This window comes from Micromonospora sp. SL1-18, from assembly GCF_047921505.1.
In the GTDB taxonomy this organism is placed as follows: domain Bacteria; phylum Actinomycetota; class Actinomycetes; order Mycobacteriales; family Micromonosporaceae; genus Micromonospora.
Genome location: NZ_JBLROA010000020.1, coordinates 74,779 through 92,827, shown reverse-complemented (window position 1 = coordinate 92,827; position 18,049 = coordinate 74,779). Strand labels below are relative to the sequence as shown.

The window sequence follows — 18,049 nt, the reverse complement described above, 5'->3', positions numbered from 1 at the left end:
GTCGAGGAACGAAGCCGGATGAGGCCGGTGCGGCCTGGGCGGGTGCCCGGCCGGGCACGAGTGGGGCTACGGTCGCGACGTGACGATTGTGCGTTCGCTGCTGCTGTTCGTGCTGGCTGCCCTGGCCGAGATCGGTGGGGCGTGGCTGGTCTGGCAGGGCTGGCGGGAGCATCGGGGGCTGTGGTGGGTGGCGGGCGGGGTGCTGGCGCTGGGGGCGTACGGCTTCGTGGCGACGTTCCAGCCGGATGCGCATTTCGGCCGGATCCTGGCGGCGTACGGGGGCGTGTTCGTGGCCGGGTCGCTGGCCTGGGGGATCCTGGTGGACGGGTTCCGCCCGGACCGGTGGGACGCGGCGGGTGCGGCGATCTGCCTGCTGGGCGTCGCCGTGATCATGTACGCGCCGCGGGGGAGCTGAACAGCCGCGCCCGGCACCTTTCCAGGGATGCCGGGCGCGCGGTGGCCCGGGTCAGTCGTCGCGGTGGGCCGCCCACCAGGCCTGGCCCGCTTCGGGCAGGGTGTCGATCGGGTCGTAGTAGGCGTAGCGCTTGTTGAGCGCTTCGAGGTCGGCCGACTCGATCGAGGTGCGGTAGTTCTTGGTCCAGTAGGAGATGCCGCGGTCGCGGTCGTACTCGGTGAGCATGTGGACCCAGCGTTTGCCGACGAAGGGTACGTCGCAGACGATGCGCGGGGTGGCGTAGCCGGGCAGGTAGCCCATGATGTCGTGCTGGAGCTGCTGGGCGTGCCAGACGGGGACCCGCCAGTGCTCCGCGTTGGGGATCATGTCGCACATGTAGAAGTAGTAGGGCAGGATGCCGGCCTCGCCTTGGAGGGCGAAGCAGAGGTCGAGCAGGTCGCCGGCGGTGGCGTTGACGCCGCGCATGAGCACGCCCTGGTTGCGGACGTCGCGGACGCCGACGTCGAGGGCGGTCTGGGCGGCCTTGGCGACCAGCGGGGTGAGCGACTGGGCGTGGTTGACGTGGGTGTGGATGGCCAGGTTGACGCCCCGGCGGGCGGCGGTGCGGGCGACCCGTTCCAGGCCTTCGACGACGTCGGGCTGGAGCCAGTGCTGGGGCAGGCCCATGAGGGCCTTGGTGGCGAGCCGGATGTCGCGGATGGTTTCGATCTCGAGCAGCCGCATCAGGTAGGACTCGAGGTTCTTCCACGGCACGTTGGCCACGTCGCCGCCGGAGACGACGACGTCGCGGACTCCGGGGTGGGCCTTGAGGTAGGTGATGTGGGCGTCGTAGCGGTCGACGGGTTTGAGGGTGAGCTTGAGCTTGTCGACGGCGGGGGTGGAGTTGCCGACGAGGTCCATCCGGGTGCAGTGGCCGCAGTACTGCGGGCAGGTGGAGAGCAGTTCGGCGAGGACCTTGGTGGGGTAGCGGTGGGTGAGGCCCTCGGCGACCCACATGTCGTGCTCGTGGAGGCTGTCGCGGCTGGCGTACGGGTGGGAGGGCCAGTCGGTGCGCCGGTCGGAGGCGGCGGGGATCATGTAGCGCCGGACGGGGTCGGCGAGGAAGGCCTCGGTGGTCATGGGTGCGAACGGCACCATGGTGTTGAGCATCTGCGGGGGCACCAGCATGGACATGGTGGCCAGGGTCTTCTGGTCGGCCGCGAGGTCGGCGTAGAAGGTCTCGTCGACTTCATCGCCGAGGACGGCGCGGAGCTGCTTGATGTTCTTGACGCAGTTGACCCGCTGCCACTGGGCGTTCTCCCACTGTTCGCGGGTGACGTGGCGCCAGCCGGGGAAGCGGGTCCAGTCGGGTTCGACCAGTGGGTTGCGGCGGTATTCGTACGGCTGTCCGGCAGTGGGGACCGCAGCCGGCGCGGGGCGGGGCGCAGGGATGGTCTCCACCGGTTGGGTCTGGGTCACGGCCCCTCCTCGTTGGTGGTGCGGCTTGATCAATGATCTCGAAGGCTACTGGAAAATATCCGGTCAACAAATTAGTCTGCCGGAAGTTTTCCCGTGATGCGACCCCTGGCCAGGGGGTTCGGGCGGCTGGACGGAGGGGGCTGGGCGTGACGTCACCGGTGGGTCTGCACCGCGTCGTGGAACCTGCGGGGGTGCTGCCGCAGGCGGCGTGGCGCCTCGACCCCGATCCGCGGATCGCCTCGAACGAGGTGCGGATCCGGGTGGAGCGGCTGAACCTGGACGCGGCGAGCTTCCGGCAGCTGTCGGAGAAGCACGGCGGGGACGGGGAGAAGGTCCGCGCCGAGGTGCTGGAGATCATCTCCGCGCGGGGGAAGATGCAGAACCCGGTGACCGGGTCGGGTGGCATGCTGATCGGCACGGTGGAGGAGGCCGGGAGGCGGTCTCCGCTGGGGCTGAAGCCGGGCGACCGGGTGGCGACGCTGGTGTCGCTGACGCTGACCCCGCTGATGATCCTGGACGGGCTGGCCCGCTGGGACGGGCGCAGCGAGCAGGTGCCGTGTGACGGGTATGCGATTCTGTTCGCCCGGTCTATCGCGGCGGTGCTGCCGGTGGACCTGCACCCGGAGTTGTCCCTGGCGGTGCTGGACGTGTGTGGGGCGCCGGCGTTGACCGCGCGGGTGGTCGCCGAGCAGGTGGAGCGCCGGCGCCGGGGCGGGGACACCCGGCCAGTGCGGGTGGCGGTGGTCGGTGGGGCCGGTAAGAGCGGGTCGCTGTCTCTGGCGGCGGCGCGGCGGGCGGGCGCTGGCCGTACGGTCGGGGTGGTGCCGGTGGCGGCGGAGCGTGACGCGCTGGTCGCGGTCGCCCTGGCCGATGAGGTCGCGTTGGCCGACGCCCGGGATCCGGTGGGTTTGTCCACGGCGGTGACCACCGCGTTGGGTGCGCCGGCCGAGGTGACGGTGGTCTGCGTGGACGTGCCGGGCTGTGAGCACGGGGCGATCCTGGCCACCGAGGACGGCGGCACGGTGATCTTCTTCTCGATGGCGACGAGTTTCGCGGCGGCGGCGTTGGGCGCGGAGGGCCTGGCGGCGGATGTGACGATGCTGGTCGGTAACGGGTACGTGCCGGGGCACGCGGAGTTGGCGTTGGAGCTGCTGCGTGCGGAGCCGGGGGTGCGCCGTCTGTTCGAGGCCCGGCTCGCGGCAGACTGATATCCATGACGAACCCCTCGACGCTGTATCGCGGTGGAATGCTGCACTGTCCGGCCGATCCAAGTGCGACGGCGTTGCTGGTGCGTGACGGTCGGATCGCCTGGTTGGGTGTGGACGCGGACGCGCCGTCCGCCGACCGGGTGGTGGACCTGGCCGGATCGTTGGTGACGCCGGCGTTCGTGGACGCGCACGTGCATGCCACGGACACCGGGCTGGCCCTGTCGGGGCTGGATCTGTCCGGGGTGCGGTCGGCCGGTGAGCTGCTGGACGCGGTGTCGGCGTTCGCCTCCGGCCTGCCCGGGGACGCGGTGGTGTTGGGGCACGGTTGGGACGAGTCGTACTGGGCGCAGCGGAGCCTGCCGGACGCGGCGGCGCTGGACCGGGCGGCCGAGGGCCGGCGGGTGTACCTGTCGCAGGCGTCGGTGCATTCGGCGCTGGTGTCGCAGGCGATGCTGGCGGCCTGCCCGGACGCGGCGGCCGCGCCCGGCTACGACCCGTCGGGTTGGTTGCGCCGGGACGCGCACCACGTGGTGCGGGAGGTGGCGCTGGCGTCGGTGAACCGGGTGCAGCGGGCGGCGGTGCAGCGGGCGGCGTTGCGGCGGGCGGCGTCGCTGGGCATCGCGGCGGTGCACGAGTGCGGCGGGCCGGGCACCTCGGACGAGTCGGATTTCGCCGGGCTGCTGGCGATGTCCGGTGACGGGGTGCCGGAGGTGTACGGGTACTGGGGTGAGCTGCTCGGCGCGGCGAAGGCGCGGGAGTTGGGCGCGGTCGGGGCGGGTGGTGACCTGTACGCCGACGGGGCGCTGGGGTCGCGGACCGCGCACGTGTCGGCGGCGTATCTGGACGGGGAGCCGGGGGCGTGCGGGCACGGGTATGTGACTGCCGAGCAGGTGCGGGACCATCTGCTGGACTGTGCGGCGCACGGGATGCAGGGCGGTTTCCACGCGATCGGTGACGCGGCGATCTCCACGGTGTTGGACGGGTTCGCGGGGGCGGCGGAGAAGCTGGGGGTGGATGGGCTGCGGGCGGCCCGGCATCGGGTCGAGCACGCGGAGATCATGAACAGGCGGCTCATCGCGGGGTTCGTGGAGTACGGGATCGTCGCGTCGATGCAGCCGGCGTTCGACCGGTTGTGGGGTGGCGCGGGCCGCATGTACGAGGCGCGGCTGGGCCTGTCCCGGTCGTTGGAGTCCAATCCGATGGGGGCGATGCACTCGGTCGGGGTGGCGTTGGCGTTCGGTTCGGATTCGCCGGTGACCCCGCTGGACCCGTGGGGTTCGGTGCGGGCGGCGGTGGCGCACCACAGTCCGGCGCAGCGGATGAGTGTGCGGGCGGCGTTCGCCGCGCACACCCGCGGTGGGTGGCGGGCGGTGCACCTGGACAACGAGGGTGTGCTGGCGTTGGGGGCGCCGGCGACGTTCGCGGTGTGGTCGACCCCGGCGGGGGCGCAGCGGGGTCTGCCGGTGTTGGAGGCGGAGGATCCGGAGTTGCGTGGCGTGGACGATCCGACGCCGCTGCCGGTGTGTCGGGCCACGGTGCTGCGCGGTGACGTGATCTATGAGGAAGGTAGTGCGTGAGGGAGCTTGCGAGCGAACCATCGGCACGGCGAGGCGCTGGCACGGCGTCGCCGAGGGGAGCGAGGTGACGGCGTGACCGGAAAGCTTGGGCTGGATTCGGCGCTGGTGGCGCGGGCGCGGGAGTTGGCGCGCCGGGCCGGGCAGCCGGTGGTGGAGTTGGCGCGTAGCCACACGACGGTGTCGGTGGAGCGGGCGGTGCTGCGGCTGGCGGGGGTGACCGGCGCGGATCCGGACGGTATTCCGTGGGTGAATCGTCTGGTTGACGCGGTCGTGGCCGATGTGGGGCTGGGGCACGGGGTGGCGGTGCCGGTGTTCGACGCCCTGGTGCGGGAGCAGATCACCGATGTGACGTTGTTGGCGCAGAAGGCCGCCGCCGGGTCGGTGCGGTTCGCGGTGCCGACCGGGCGGGCGGCCACCGCCGCCCGCAGGGCCGCCCGCCGGGCGGTCGCCGCGGGGGTTCGGCAGATCGACCGGCGGCGGGCGGAGCGGGACCGTCTGGTGAGGCGGTACGGGGAGCCGAAGCAGCGGCCGTGGATCTATCTGATCGTGGCGACCGGCGACATTTACGAGGACATCCCGCAGGCGCAGGCGGCTGCGCGGGCGGGGGCGGACATCATCGCGGTGATCCGGTCGACGGGGCAGTCGCTGCTGGACTACGTGCCGGAGGGCGCGACCCGGGAGGGGTTCGCCGGCACGTACGCCACGCAGGAGAATTTCCGGCTGATGCGGGCCGCGTTGGACTCCTCGTCGAAGGAGCTGGGCCGGTATGTGCGGTTGACGAACTACGCGTCGGGTCTGTGCATGCCGGAGATGGCGACGTTGGCGGGTCTGGAGCGGCTGGACATGATGCTCAACGACTCGATGTACGGGATCCTGTTCCGTGACATCAACCCGGTCCGTACGTTTGTCGACCAGCGGTTCTCGCGGCAGGTGCACGCCCGTGCCGGGATCATCATCAACACCGGTGAGGACAACTATCTGACCACTGCGGACGCGGTGGACGAGGCGCACACGGTGACGGTGTCGCAGCTGCTCAACGAGTATTTCGCGCACGAGGCGGGGCTGGCCGACTGGCAGTTGGGGTTGGGGCACGCGTTCGAGATCAACCCGGATCTGCCGGAGTCGTTGCGGTTGGAGTTGGCGCATGCGTTGTTGGCGCGGGAGTTGTTCCCGGACGCGCCGTTGAAGTGGATGCCGCCGACGAAGCACATGACCGGTGACGTGTTCCGCGGCAATCTGCTCGACGGGTTCTTCAATCTGGTGGGCACGATGACCGGGCAGGGGATCCTGCTGGTGGGGATGATGACGGAGGCGGTGGTGACGCCGTGGCTGTCGGACCGGGACATCGCCCTGCAGAACGTCCGCTATGTGCTGGGCGCGGCGGGCGGGTTGCGTGAGGACTTCGTGCCCGCGCCGGGCGGGTTCATCCAGCAGCGCGCCCACCGGGTGCTGTCGGAGGCGGTGGGGCTGCTGGAGCGTATCGGTGAGCAGTCGCTGTTGACGGCGATCGCCGAGGGCACGTTCGGGATCATGAAGCGGCCGGCGGACCGTGGCAAGGGTCTGGACGGGGTGGCGGGGCATGAGGCCGACTACTACAACCCGGCCACCGAGATCCTGGAGGCGGCGGCGTGACGGCCCCGGCGGAGAAGAAGATCGTCCGGCCGTACGGGGACACCACCGGCGACGGCATGGTGCAGGTGTCGTTCACCCTGCCGGTGCCGCACGACAAGCGGGCCGAGGGCGCGGCGGTGCAGTTGGCCAACCGGATGGGTATCGATCCGGCGATGCTGGTGCACGCCAAGCAGATGGGTGACGGGTTCACCTTTTTCGTGGTGTACGGGCGGGTGAACCATCTGGTGGACCTGTCGGCCGTGCAGGTGGTGGACCGGGACTTTCCGCTGCTGTCGGCCAAGGAGGTCAACGCGGTGGTGAAGCAGCGGCTGCGGCGCAAGCTGTCGGTGGTGGGGGCGTGTATCGGTACGGACGCGCACACCGTCGGCATCGACGCGATCCTCAACGTGAAGGGCATCGCCGGGGATAAGGGCCTGGAGTACTACCGGGAGTTGAAGGTCACCAATCTGGGTGCGCAGGTCAGCGTGCCGGAGTTGGTGGAGGCGGCCCGGCAGGAGAAGGCCGACGCGGTCCTCGTCTCGCAGGTGGTCACGCAGCGTGACGCGCATCTGCACAACACGCGGGAGATGTCGGCGGCGTTCCGGGAGGCGATGCCGGCGGGGAAACGGCCGCTGCTGATCGTCGGTGGCCCCCGGTTCGACGAGGCGATGACGCAGGAGTTGGGGGTGGACCGGATCTTCGGCCGGGGCACCACCCCCGGCGAGGTGGCCAGTTATCTGGTCCACGCCCTGATCACTGACAAGAAGGCGAGAGCATGAGCGATTCGCGGGTCGGTCTGACCGTCATCCACCGCCGGTATGTGCCGTACGCGCACGCTCACTACGCGGGCAATCTGGTCGACGGGGCGTACGCGTTGGGCTTGTTCGGGGACGTGGCCACCGAGGTGTGCATCCGCACCGACGGCGACGAGGGGCTGTTCGCCTCGTACTCGGACGTGCAGTTCAAGGCGCCGATGAAGGCCGGGGACGTGCTCGAGGTGGTGGCCACGGTGACCCGGGTGGGTACCCGCAGCCGCACCATCGACTTCGCGGCCCGGGTGGTGTGCCGGGGCCGCCCCGACAGGGGCGAGTCCGCCGCCGAGGTGCTCGAGGAGCCGATTGTGGCGGTTACCGCGACCGGCACCGTGGTCGTGCCCCCGACGACGTGAACGCCGCCGTCTGCGCCGACGTCGGGTCGACGTACACCAAGGCGGCGGTGGTCGACCTGGACGGCGGCCGCCTGGTCGCGGTGGCGTCGGCGCCGACGACCGTCGGCACGGACGTGTTGCACGGTCTGGACGCCGCCGTCGCCGCCGCCACCGCTCGGGCCGGGGTGCGCGGCGAGGTGCCCTGGTTTGTGTGTTCGTCGGCCGGTGGTGGGCTGCGGCTGGCCGTCGTCGGCTACGAGCCCCTCGTCACCGCGCAGGCCGGCCGGCGGGTGGGTTTGTCGGCCGGGGCTAACGTGGTGCACGTGGCCGCGGGGCGGCTCGGCGGGGCCGACCTGGCCGCGCTGCGCGCCGCCCGCCCCGACGTGGTGCTGCTGGTGGGCGGCACCGACGGCGGCGACGCGGAGGTGTTGACGCACAACGCGACCCGGCTGGCGAAGGCCCGGTGGCGGGTGCCGGTGGTGCTCGCCGGTAACGCCGACGTCCGCGACGACCTGTACGTGCTGCTCGCTGCGGCGAAGGTGCCGGTGACCGCCGTCGACAACGTGCTGCCCCGCATCGGGGTGTTGGCGCCCGGCGCGGCGCGGGCGGCGATCCGGGAGGTGTTCCTGCGCCACGTCATCGGGGGCAAGAAGCTGTCCCGCGGGGGCCGGTTCGCGCGGCTGGTGCGGGCGGCCACTCCGGATGCGGTGCTCACCGGGGTGGAGGTGCTCGCCGACACGCTCGGCGGGGACCTGGTCGTGGTCGACGTCGGTGGCGCCACCACGGACGTGTATTCGGTGCTCACGCCCGACGAGCGGGACAGCGGGCCGGGCCGGGAGGTCGCCGGCACGCTGTGGCGGGCCCGCACCGTCGAAGGGGACCTGGGCATGCGGTGGAGCGCCCCCGGCGTGGTCCGCGCCGCCGTCGAGGAACGCCTCCTCGCCGCCGGGGAGGCCGACGAGTTGGCCGCGGCGGCGGCGGTGCGGGCCGCCGATCCGGGTTTTCTGCCCGCCGGTGACGCCGACCGGGCCGCCGACCGGCGGATCGCGGCCCTCGCGGCGACGGTGGCGGTGCGCCGGCACGCCCGCGGCGCGTCCACCGGGGAACGGGCCGGCCGGGATCTGCGCGACGTGAAGTTGATGGTCGGCTCCGGCGGGGTGCTGCGGCACGCCGACGCGGCGGATGCCGCCGGGTTGCTCGCCGCGGTGCTCGGCGACCACGCCGGCGGGTGGCCGCTGCCCCGGGCCGCCCGCGCGGTCGTCGACGTCGACTACGTGCTGGCCGCCGGTGGGCTGCTCGCCGCCGATCATCCGCGGGCGGCGGCCGCGTTGCTGCGCCGCCACCTCGACGCGGATCGGCACCCGGCGGCGGCAACGGATCGAGACGCACCGACGCGACACGCCGTGGCGTAACACACGACAGGCCGGGATGGGTTGACAGCGGCGGGGGTGCACGCCGTACCGTCTTTGAGTCCTACCACGGGAAGCGGCTGTTGTTCGCTTCGTCCCTTCGTCCGCTGGCCGAGCGACCCGGTGTGGTTGCGGCGGCCAGGTCCAGCGGGCGGGGGTCGGCGGGGCGGCGCGAACCGGCCGCGGTTACCGGTGTACGGGCAGGGTGAAAGGCACGGCCAGTAGACAACGGCCAGGCGGGGGCAGCCAGTCCGCGTCGGGTCGGTCCGAAGGTCGGCGTCGGTCGTCCTCGCCCCACCGGCCGGGAAGGGCCTGGGAGCATCGGGGCGCGGCGCAAGCCGCGCCCCGATTTCGTCTCCGACGTCCGCCTGCGGTGACGGGGGACCTGCCGGTGATTCTGCTGCCCGCGCGGGTCGACGCCAGTCCCGGCCGGGTAGCCTTCGGCGCGTGATCGTGATGAGACGCCGGTGACCACGCTCGACCGGGAAGACACGCGTACCACGGACGAGGTACGCGACGGTGTGGCCGCGCGGCGGCCGCTGCCGCTGCCGGTGGCCGTGCCGCTGGCGGTGGTGGCCGGTCTGGCGATGCTGGCCGCGTTCCCCCCGTACGGGGTGTGGCCGCTCGCGCCGGTCGGGGTGGCGTTGCTGGCGGCGGCGGCGCACCGGCGGCGGCTGCGCGCTGGCGCGGGACTCGGTTTCCTGACCGGGGTGGCGCTGTTCGCGCCGCTGCTGGAATGGACCAACCTGCACACCGGCTTCCTGCCGTGGATCCTGCTGTCCCTGCTGCAGGCCGGGTACGTCGCGCTGCTCGGTGCGGCCACCGCCTGGGTGTCCCCGCTGGTCGACCGGTGGCGGGTGGCGTGGCCGCTGCTCACCGGGGTGCTGTGGGTGGGGCAGGAGGCGCTGCGCGACCGTACCCCGTTCGGCGGGTTCCCGTGGGGGCGGCTGGCGTTCAGCCAGGACGACTCCCCGCTGTTGCGGCTGGCCGCGCTCGGCGGCGCCCCGCTGGTCACCTGCGCCGTCGCGGTGGCCGGCGGGCTGTTGGTCACCGCCGCCTGGCGGGACTGGCGCCGGCCGGCTGGGCAGTGGCGGCCGGTGGCGGGGGCCGCGGCCGCGTTGGCCGCGCTGCTCGCCGCCGCGCCGGCGGTCCCGGCCGACGTGCGCGGCGGCGGGGACCGCGTCACCGTCGCCATCGTGCAGGGCAACGTGCCCCGTCTCGGGCTGGACTTCAACGCCCAGCGGGAGGCCGTGCTCGACAACCACGTCAATGCCACCCTGAAACTGGCCGAGCAGGTCGCCGCCGGCGCGCAACGCCGCCCTGATCTGGTGGTGTGGCCGGAGAACTCCAGCGACATCGACCCGCTGCGCAACCCGGACGCCGGGTACCGGATCTCCCAGGCCGCCGAGGCGATCGGCGTGCCCGTCCTGGTCGGCGCGGTGCTGCTCGGCCCCGACGTCGGGCAGGTCCGCAACGCCGGCCTGCTGTGGCGGCCCGGCAGCGGCGTCGACCTGGGGCAGATGTACGTCAAGCGGCACCCGGTGCCGTTCGCCGAGTATGTGCCGCTGCGCAGGATCGCCCGGATGGTCAGCGCCGAGGTCGACCGGGTCCGCGCCGACTTCGTGCCCGGCGCCACGCCCGGGGTGCTCGACACCGGGGCGGTCACCCTCGGTGACGTGATCTGCTTCGAGGTCGCCTACGACGGCCTTGTCCGGGACACCGTCACCGGCGGGGGGCAGGTGCTGGTGGTGCAGACCAACAATGCCACCTTCGACGTGGCGGAGGCCCGCCAGCAGCTGGCCATGGTGCGGCTGCGCGCCGTCGAACACGGCCGGGCGGCGCTGATGGCCTCCACGGTCGGTGTGTCCGGGTTCGTTACCCCCGACGGGCGGGTAGACGGAGCCACCGGGTTCAACACCCCAGCGGTGGTGGTCCGGCAGATGCAGCTCGGGGACGGGCGTACCCCGGCCACCCGGATGGGGGTGTGGCCGGAGGTGGCCCTCGCGGTGCTTGCCGTCGCGGCCCTGGCCGGCGCGGCGGTGCTGCGCCGCCGTCGGGACGGTGGCCCCGGGTAGGACGAGACGCCGGTACGCCGGCGGGAGGGCGGTGGGGGCGTGGCAGCCGAGCGGCGGACATCCGGGCATCCCGGGGTGGGACGGGTGCTCGTGGTCGTCCCCACCTACAACGAGGCCGACAACGTCACGCGGATCGTCGCGGGGATCCGCGCGGCCGCGCCCGTGGTGGACATCCTCGTCGCCGACGACAACAGTCCCGACGGCACCGGCGCGATCGCCGACGACCTGGCCCGTACCGACCCGCACGTGCATGTGCTGCACCGGCAGGGCAAGGACGGCCTCGGGGCGGCCTACCTGGCCGGTTTCGCCTGGGCGCGGGAACGCGGCTACGACGCGGTGGTGGAGATGGACGCGGACGGCTCGCACGCCCCGGAGGACCTGCCGGCGCTGCTGGCCGCCGCCCGCGACGCCGACGTGGTGATTGGTTCCCGGTGGACCCGTGGGGCGCGGGTGCTGAACTGGCCGTTGCGGCGGCTGCTGCTGTCGCGCTGCGCCAACCTGTACACGCGGCTGGCGCTGGGCATGCCCGTCTCCGACGCCACCGGCGGCTACCGGGTGTACCGGTCGGCGGCGCTGGACGCCATCGACCTGGACTCGGTGTGCTCGCAGGGGTACGCGTTCCAGGTGGAGTTGTCGCGGTTGGCGCACCGGGCCGGGGTGCGGATCGTGGAGGTGCCGATCACGTTCGCCGAGCGGGAGCACGGCGACAGCAAGATGAGTCCGCTGATCATGGCCGAGGCGCTGTGGCGGATCACCAGTTGGGGGCTGCGGGACCGGCGTACGGCGATGCGGCGGGGCGCGCCCGACGAGTTGGCCCGGCGGCCGTGAGGTCCGGCGTGTCATGCTGGATGAGTGTGATGACGCTCGTGGCTGAAGATGACTGTGATGACGCTCGTGGCTGAAGAGGTGAGATGCGCCGACTGAGACTGAGGTGGGTACCGCCGGCTCTGCTGCTGCTCGCGTTGCTGGAGCTGATCGTGTTCATCCTGGTGGGCCGGGGCGTCGGCTTCGGCGCCGCGCTGCTGCTGGTGTTGGCGGCGTCCCTGCTCGGCCTGGTGCTGCTGCGCCGGGAGGGGATGCGGGCGTGGCGGGGTTTCCGCGCCGCCGCGGAGTCCGGGCAGCCGCCGGGGCCGCGGGTCACCGACGGGCTGGTCGGGTTGGCGGGTGCGTTGCTGCTGGCGCTGCCGGGTCTGGTCACCGGCGCGGTCGGGCTGTTGCTGCTGGTGCCGCCGGTGCGGCGGTTGGCCCGCGCCGGCACGCAACGTGCCGCGGAGCGCCGGGTGTCGTCGGTGGTCGCCGGTGACCTGTTCGGCCCCCGCCGGGTTCGGGTACGCCGGGGGGCGCCGCAGCCGCCGCCCACGACGATGCCGCCGCAGCAGCAGCAGCCGGTCGCCGAGCCGGGCGCGGCGATCGAGGGCGAGATCGTCGAGCCCCGACAGCCCTGAACGCGACGAAGCGCCCCCGGGTGATCCCGGGGGCGCTTCGGTCGTTTGGTGCGTTCAGGCGCGACCGCGGCGGGTGCGGACCTCCTGGAGCCGCTCGGCGAGGATGTCCTCCAGTTCCGCGATGGAGCGCCGCTCCAGCAGCATGTCCCAGTGGGTACGCGGCGGCTTGGCCTTCTTCTGCTCCGGCTCGCTGCCGTCGACCAGCCGGGCGACGCTGCCGTCGAACTTGCACTCCCAGGTCGTCGGGACCTCGGCGTCGACGGCGAACGGCACCTCGAACTGGTGTCCCTTGGCGCAGAGGTACTCGCGGGTCTGACGCGGCGCGAGCTCCGTGTTGCGGTCGGATTCGTAGCTGACCGCGCCCAGGCGGCTTCCGCGCAGCATGCGCTCGCCCATGATCGACTTCCCCTCGTTGGTGGTGCTGGTCTTCTCGGTGTAACGGTCCGTCCCCGCCGGGCCATTCCCGCCCACGTGCGCACGATCCGCGCGGGTGGAACCCTGCAAGGGTAGCCGCCCACCCCGGCCGCCCGGCGGGTCGGTGCTGAACCTCTTCGCTGGGCAATTTCAGCACCATATGGGACGATCTCGCAGGTGACCAGCAGACCCGCCGCGACCCAGCACCTGCGCGACCTCGCGCGGCTACGCCGCGTTCGCGACCGGATCGACCGGGAGTACGCGCAGCCGCTGGACGTCGAGGCGCTCGCCCGCGGTGTGAACATGTCGGCCGGGCACCTCAGCCGTGAGTTCCGGCTCGCCTACGGCGAGTCGCCCTACGCCTATCTGATGACGCGGCGCATCGAACGCGCCATGGCACTGCTGCGTCGTGGCGACCTCAGCGTCACCGAGGTCTGTTTCGCGGTCGGCTGCGCGTCGCTGGGCACCTTCAGCACCCGCTTCACCGAGTTGGTCGGTGTGCCACCGAGCAGCTACCGGCGCGATGCGGCGCGCGCGACGGCGGGCATACCGTCATGCGTGGCGAAACAGGTCACCAGACCGGTCAGGAATCGAGAAGCGCAGGTCACGCAGCCGCAACTAGCCTGACCGCCATGGACGTCAGCATTCATTACACCTTCCTCCCGCACACCGACCCGGACGCATCCCTGGCCTTCTATCGCGACGCCCTCGGCTTCGAAATCCGCAACGACGTCAGATACGGCGGGATGCGCTGGATCACCGTCGGCCCGGTCGACCAGCCCGGCACGTCGATCGTCCTGGAGCCGCCGGCCGCGGACCCGGGCATCACCGACGACGAGCGGCGCACCATCGCCGAGATGATGGCCAAGGGCACCTACGCCCGCGTCACCCTGGCCAGCAAGGACCTCGACGGCGTCTTCGAGCGGCTGCGGGCCAGCGGCGCCGAGGTCGTCCAGAAGCCGACCGACCAGCCGTACGGGGTGCGCGACTGCGCCTTCCGCGATCCCGCGGGCAACCTGATCCGCATCAACGAGCTGCCCTGAGCCGCCCACCGCCGACCAGGTAGAGGGCGACCCGCCGAACAGACGGAGACACGATGAGCATGGCCACGAAGACGGATACGCAGTCGCCTGCGCCGCACGCTGCCGACAACCACGATCTGATCCGCGTACAGGGCGCGCGCGAGAACAACCTCAAAGACGTCAACATCGAGATTCCGAAGCGCCGGCTGACGGTGTTCACCGGCGTCTCCGGCTCCGGCAAGAGTTCGCTGGTGTTCGACACGATCGCGGCGGAATCGCAGCGGATGATCAACGAGACCTACAGCGCCTTCCTGCAGGGCTTCATGCCGACGCTGGCGCGGCCCGAGGTCGACGTACTCGACGGGCTGACCACCGCGATCATCGTCGACCAGCAGCGGATGGGTGCCGACCCCCGCTCCACGGTCGGCACCGCCACCGACGCCAACGCCATGCTGCGCATCCTCTTCAGCCGGCTCGGGCAGCCGCACATCGGCTCGCCCCAGGCGTTCTCGTTCAACGTCCCATCGATCAGCGGAGCGGGCGCGGTCACCCTTGAGCGCGCCGGGCGCACCGTGAAAGAGCGCCGCGAATTCAGCATCACCGGTGGCATGTGCCCGCGCTGCGAAGGCCGGGGATCGGTCACCGACATCGACCTGTGCCAACTGTACGACGACAGCAGGTCACTCAACGAGGATGCGCTCACCATCCCCGGCTACAAGCCGGGGGGCTGGAACCACCGGCTGTACAGCGCGTCGGGCTTCGTCGACCCGGACAAGCCGATCCGTAAGTACACCAAGAAGGAACTCCACGACTTCCTCTACCGCGAGCCGACGCGGATGAAGATCGAGGGCATCAACATGACCTACGAGGGTCTGATCCCCCGGGTCCAGAAATCGATGCTGGCCAAGGACAAGGAGGCGATGCAGCCGCACATCCGGGCGTTCGTGGACCGGGCGGTCACCTTCACCACGTGCCCGGAGTGCGGGGGCACCCGGCTCAGCGGGGCGGCCCGATCGTCGAAGATCAAAGGCATCAGCATCGCCGACGCCTGCGCGATGCAGATCAGCGACCTGGCCGAATGGGTACGTGGCGTCGACGAGCCGTCGATGGCGCCGCTGCTCGCCTCGCTGCAGCGGATCCTCGACTCGTTCGTGGAGATCGGGTTGGGCTACCTCTCGCTCGAACGGCCGTCGGGCACGCTGTCGGGCGGGGAGGCGCAGCGCGTCAAGATGATCCGCCACCTGGGGTCGTCGCTGACCGACGTCACCTACGTCTTCGACGAGCCGACCGTCGGCCTGCACCCGCACGACATCCAGCGGATGAACGACCTGCTGCTGCGGCTGCGGGACAAGGGCAACACGGTGCTGGTCGTGGAGCACAAGCCGGAGATGATCGCGATCGCCGACCACGCCGTCGACCTCGGCCCCGGCGCCGGCATCGCCGGCGGCGAGGTGGTGTTCGAGGGCAGCGTCGAGGAACTGCGAGGCAGCGGCACGCTGACCGGTCGGCACCTGGACGACCGCGCCGCCCTGAAGGCGTCCGTGCGGACACCGAAGGGGGTCCTGGAGGTACGCGGCGCGACCACCCACAACCTGCGCGACGTCGACGTCGACATCCCGCTCGGCGTGCTGGTCGTCGTCACCGGGGTGGCGGGCTCGGGCAAGAGCTCACTGATCCACGGCTCGGTGTCCGGAAGCGATGAGGTGGTGTCGGTCGACCAGACCCCGATCCGTGGGTCGCGGCGGAGCAACCCGGCGACGTACACCGGACTGCTCGAGCCGATCCGCAAGGCGTTCGCGAAGGCCAACGGTGTGAAGCCGGCACTGTTCAGCGCGAACTCCGAGGGCGCCTGCCCCAACTGCAACGGCGTCGGCGTCATCTACACCGACCTGGCGGTGATGGCCGGCGTGGCCACCACCTGCGAGGTGTGCGAGGGGAAGCGATTCGAACCGTCGGTGCTCGAGTACACCCTCGGCGGGCGCAACATCGCCGAGGTGCTCGCGATGTCGGTGGCCGAGGCAGAGGAGTTCTTCGGCGCCGGCGAGGCACGTACCCCGGCCGCGCACGCCATCCTCGACCGGCTCGCCGACGTCGGGCTCGGCTACCTCAGCCTCGGCCAGCCGCTGACCACGCTGTCCGGCGGCGAGCGGCAGCGGCTCAAGCTGGCCACCCACATGGCCGAGAAGGGCGGCGTCTACGTTCTCGACGAACCGACCGCCGGCCTGCACCTCGCCGACGTCGAGCACCTACTCGGCCTGCTCGACCGGCTCGTCGACTCCGGCAAGTCGGTCATCGTCATCGAGCACCACCAGGCGGTCATGGCGCACGCCGACTGGATCATCGACCTCGGCCCCGGCGCCGGCCACGACGGCGGCCGGATCGTCTTCGAGGGCACACCCGCCGACCTCGTCGCCGCCCGCAGCACCCTCACCGGCGAGCACCTCGCCGCCTACGTCGACAAGAGTCGCTGAAGCGAGAGCCCCCGCCCCGGCGCCGGTCACGCCGCCGGGGCGGGCGGCAGCGGCAGCGGCAGGCCGGGCAGCCCGTCGATGCTGGTCGCCACATGCTCCTTGCCGGCGAAGTAGGCGCCCAGCGACGCGTCGTCCTCCCGGGCGAACCGCCTGCCGTGCAGGTCGCGGTCCGCGTCGTAGGTCATCAGCGGGACGGCGTACCCGCAGGTGTCGCGGATCAGCCCGGCGTGGACCACGATGATCGCCCGCAGCCCGTGCCCGGTGGTGTCGATGTCGGGGAAGTGGCGCAGCAGGTCCGTCCACCGGGGATCGTCGCGGAACACCGGCTCGCCGCGCCCGTGCACCCGCACGATGTTCGGCGGGCCGGAGAACGAACACCACATCAGCGTGATGCGGCCGTTCTCCCGCAGGTGGGCGATGGTCTCGGCGTTGCTGCCGGCGAAGTCCAGGTAGGCGACGGTGTGCTCGTCGAGCACCGCGAGACAGCCGCGCAGGCCCTTCGGGGAAAGGTTGACCGTGCCGTCGCCGGCGAGTGGGGCGGTGGCGGTGAAGAACATCGGCTGCGTTTCGATGAAGGAGCGCAGCCGGCCGTCGATGCGTTCGTACGTCTTTCCCACGCCCCGCATCATCTCAGGTGTTCCGGGCGCCCAGCCGGGCCAGGGCGCTGGCCAGATCGCTGACCTGGTCGGCGAGCTGGGCGGCGCGCTGCTGCGCCGCGTCGCGGTCGGTCTCGGCGGTGCGCAGCCGTACGGTCAGATCGGCCAGCCGGGCCTCGGCGGCGCCGGCGGCCTCCCGCGCGGCCGTCAGGTCCGCGGCGAGGGTGTCCCGCTCGCCGGCACGGGCCGCCGCCTCCTGTCGCGCCGTCGCGGCCGTCGTGACGGCGTCCGCCCGGGCGGTCTCGGCCCGCTCCACGGCGGTCCGCGCCTCCTGCTCGGCCTGTCGCGCGTCGGCGGCCTCCGCCCGGGCCTGCTCGGTCCGCGCGCGGGCCGCCTCGCTGTCCGCCCGGGCCCGCTGGGCGTCCGCGTGGGCCGCCTCGGCCTCGGTACGCGACCGCTCGGCCTCGGCCCGCAGCCGCTCGGCGCGCTCCAGCGCCTCCCCGGCCGAGCGGCTGGCCCGTTCGGCGTCGGCGCGGGCGGCGTCCCGCTCGGCGGTCACGTCGGCCACTCGCCGCCGCTCGGCGTCGAGTTCCGCCCGCACGGTACGCAGCTCGTGGCGGGCGGCGTCGCGGTCCCGTTCAGCCTGCACCCGCAGCGCCTGCGCGGCGCTGGCCTCCCCGCGCGCCTCGTCCCGCGCCGCCTCGGCGTGCCGCGCGCGCTCGGCGGCATGGGCGGCCTCCGACCCGGCCTGCTCGGCCCGCTGCCGGGCCGTGTCCCGCTCGGCGGCCGCCGCCTGGGCGTCCTGCCGGGCGCGGGCGGCGGCCGCGGCGGCGTCGTCGGCGTCGCGGCGGGCGTCGTCCCGTTCGGTGTGCGCGGCCGCCACCTGGGCGGCCGCCTCCGCGCGGACCTGCGCGACCTGCCGCTCCACCCCGGCCGGGGACAGCTCGGCGTGCAGCGCCTCGGTGAGGGTCTCCACGATCTGGTCGAGCCGGTCCACCGCCTCCCACGTGCGGGCCACCTGCCCCGGCAGGCCGGGGGCGTTGCGGTGCCGCATCCGCGAGTTGCGGGAGGCCCGCTGGCAGGCGCCGTCGTTGTCCCGGCAGTAGCGGAACGGGCGGCCGGCGCTGGCGCGTTGCGGCACCTCACGGCCGCAGTGGGCGCAGGGGCGCGTGTCGGGGGTGGGCTGGGCGTCCATCGGGGG

General features: G+C 72.5%; 17 protein-coding genes. 13 read left to right on the top strand and 4 right to left on the bottom strand.

Going from position 1 to position 18,049, the window contains the following annotated elements:
• Nucleotides 1-79: 79 nt before the first annotated feature.
• Complete coding sequence (locus ACNAW0_RS12785; RefSeq protein ID WP_416288031.1) at nt 80-415, top strand: YnfA family protein; 336 nt, start codon at nt 80-82, stop codon at nt 413-415.
• A gap of 51 nt (nt 416-466) precedes the next feature.
• On the opposite strand, the gene ACNAW0_RS12780 is transcribed toward ACNAW0_RS12785, so the two are convergent.
• The gene (locus tag ACNAW0_RS12780) at nt 467-1,873 is read right to left on the bottom strand and encodes a KamA family radical SAM protein (protein WP_416288030.1); all 1,407 of its coding nucleotides are present in this window, start codon (nt 1,871-1,873) and stop codon (nt 467-469) included.
• A 146-nt stretch (nt 1,874-2,019) separates the two neighbouring features.
• Here ACNAW0_RS12780 and ACNAW0_RS12775 point away from each other — a divergent pair, with 146 nt between their 5' ends.
• The 9 genes from ACNAW0_RS12775 to ACNAW0_RS12735 all read left to right on the top strand — a co-directional run bounded on the left by ACNAW0_RS12775 (nt 2,020) and on the right by ACNAW0_RS12735 (nt 12,345).
• Nucleotides 2,020-3,081, top strand: coding sequence for a zinc-binding alcohol dehydrogenase (locus tag ACNAW0_RS12775; protein WP_416288029.1), 1,062 nt, complete (start codon nt 2,020-2,022; stop codon nt 3,079-3,081).
• A gap of 5 nt (nt 3,082-3,086) precedes the next feature.
• Entirely contained in the window at nt 3,087-4,658 is a 1,572-nt protein-coding gene (locus tag ACNAW0_RS12770) for an amidohydrolase (protein ID WP_416288028.1), read from the top strand.
• 72 nt (nt 4,659-4,730) lie between these two features.
• On the top strand, nt 4,731-6,290 hold the full coding sequence (locus ACNAW0_RS12765) for a lysine 5,6-aminomutase subunit alpha (protein ID WP_416288027.1): 1,560 nt from the start codon (nt 4,731-4,733) through the stop codon (nt 6,288-6,290).
• Nucleotides 6,287-7,048, top strand: coding sequence for an OAM dimerization domain-containing protein (locus ACNAW0_RS12760; RefSeq protein WP_416288026.1), 762 nt, complete (start codon nt 6,287-6,289; stop codon nt 7,046-7,048). The genes ACNAW0_RS12765 and ACNAW0_RS12760 overlap by 4 nt, the downstream gene beginning before the upstream one ends.
• Nucleotides 7,045-7,437 carry a hotdog domain-containing protein gene (locus ACNAW0_RS12755; protein ID WP_416288025.1) on the top strand — a complete coding sequence of 131 codons (393 nt, stop codon included), beginning with the start codon at nt 7,045-7,047 and terminating at the stop codon, nt 7,435-7,437. Before ACNAW0_RS12760 ends, ACNAW0_RS12755 begins: the two co-directional genes overlap by 4 nt.
• Nucleotides 7,434-8,828 carry a glutamate mutase L gene (locus ACNAW0_RS12750; RefSeq protein WP_416288024.1) on the top strand — a complete coding sequence of 465 codons (1,395 nt, stop codon included), beginning with the start codon at nt 7,434-7,436 and terminating at the stop codon, nt 8,826-8,828. Before ACNAW0_RS12755 ends, ACNAW0_RS12750 begins: the two co-directional genes overlap by 4 nt.
• A gap of 464 nt (nt 8,829-9,292) precedes the next feature.
• On the top strand, nt 9,293-10,900 hold the full coding sequence (lnt, locus tag ACNAW0_RS12745) for an apolipoprotein N-acyltransferase (RefSeq protein WP_416288023.1): 1,608 nt from the start codon (nt 9,293-9,295) through the stop codon (nt 10,898-10,900).
• A gap of 39 nt (nt 10,901-10,939) precedes the next feature.
• Nucleotides 10,940-11,728 (top strand): polyprenol monophosphomannose synthase, encoded by a 789-nt coding sequence (locus tag ACNAW0_RS12740; RefSeq protein ID WP_416288022.1) that lies wholly within the window; start codon nt 10,940-10,942, stop codon nt 11,726-11,728.
• A gap of 83 nt (nt 11,729-11,811) precedes the next feature.
• The gene (locus tag ACNAW0_RS12735) at nt 11,812-12,345 is read left to right on the top strand and encodes an FxsA family protein (RefSeq protein ID WP_416288021.1); all 534 of its coding nucleotides are present in this window, start codon (nt 11,812-11,814) and stop codon (nt 12,343-12,345) included.
• A gap of 54 nt (nt 12,346-12,399) precedes the next feature.
• Here the strand turns inward: ACNAW0_RS12735 and ACNAW0_RS12730 are convergent, their stop codons facing one another.
• Nucleotides 12,400-12,741: an RNA polymerase-binding protein RbpA gene (locus ACNAW0_RS12730; RefSeq protein WP_046564157.1), complete on the bottom strand. Its 342-nt coding sequence runs from the start codon at nt 12,739-12,741 to the stop codon at nt 12,400-12,402.
• A gap of 195 nt (nt 12,742-12,936) precedes the next feature.
• On the opposite strand from ACNAW0_RS12730, the gene ACNAW0_RS12725 reads away from it, so the two are divergent.
• The 3 genes from ACNAW0_RS12725 to ACNAW0_RS12715 are packed head-to-tail and all read left to right on the top strand — an operon-like array spanning nt 12,937 to nt 16,252.
• Nucleotides 12,937-13,386: a helix-turn-helix transcriptional regulator gene (locus ACNAW0_RS12725; RefSeq protein ID WP_416288020.1), complete on the top strand. Its 450-nt coding sequence runs from the start codon at nt 12,937-12,939 to the stop codon at nt 13,384-13,386.
• Nucleotides 13,387-13,391: 5 nt separating this feature from the next.
• Nucleotides 13,392-13,802, top strand: coding sequence for a VOC family protein (locus tag ACNAW0_RS12720; protein WP_416288019.1), 411 nt, complete (start codon nt 13,392-13,394; stop codon nt 13,800-13,802).
• A gap of 53 nt (nt 13,803-13,855) precedes the next feature.
• Nucleotides 13,856-16,252 (top strand): ATP-binding cassette domain-containing protein, encoded by a 2,397-nt coding sequence (locus ACNAW0_RS12715; protein WP_416288018.1) that lies wholly within the window; start codon nt 13,856-13,858, stop codon nt 16,250-16,252.
• A gap of 26 nt (nt 16,253-16,278) precedes the next feature.
• Here the strand turns inward: ACNAW0_RS12715 and ACNAW0_RS12710 are convergent, their stop codons facing one another.
• Both ACNAW0_RS12710 and ACNAW0_RS12705 read right to left on the bottom strand, forming a co-directional pair.
• Nucleotides 16,279-16,869: a pyridoxamine 5'-phosphate oxidase family protein gene (locus tag ACNAW0_RS12710; RefSeq protein WP_416288017.1), complete on the bottom strand. Its 591-nt coding sequence runs from the start codon at nt 16,867-16,869 to the stop codon at nt 16,279-16,281.
• A 13-nt stretch (nt 16,870-16,882) separates the two neighbouring features.
• Nucleotides 16,883-18,043: a hypothetical protein gene (locus tag ACNAW0_RS12705; RefSeq protein ID WP_416288016.1), complete on the bottom strand. Its 1,161-nt coding sequence runs from the start codon at nt 18,041-18,043 to the stop codon at nt 16,883-16,885.
• Nucleotides 18,044-18,049: the final 6 nt, after the last annotated feature.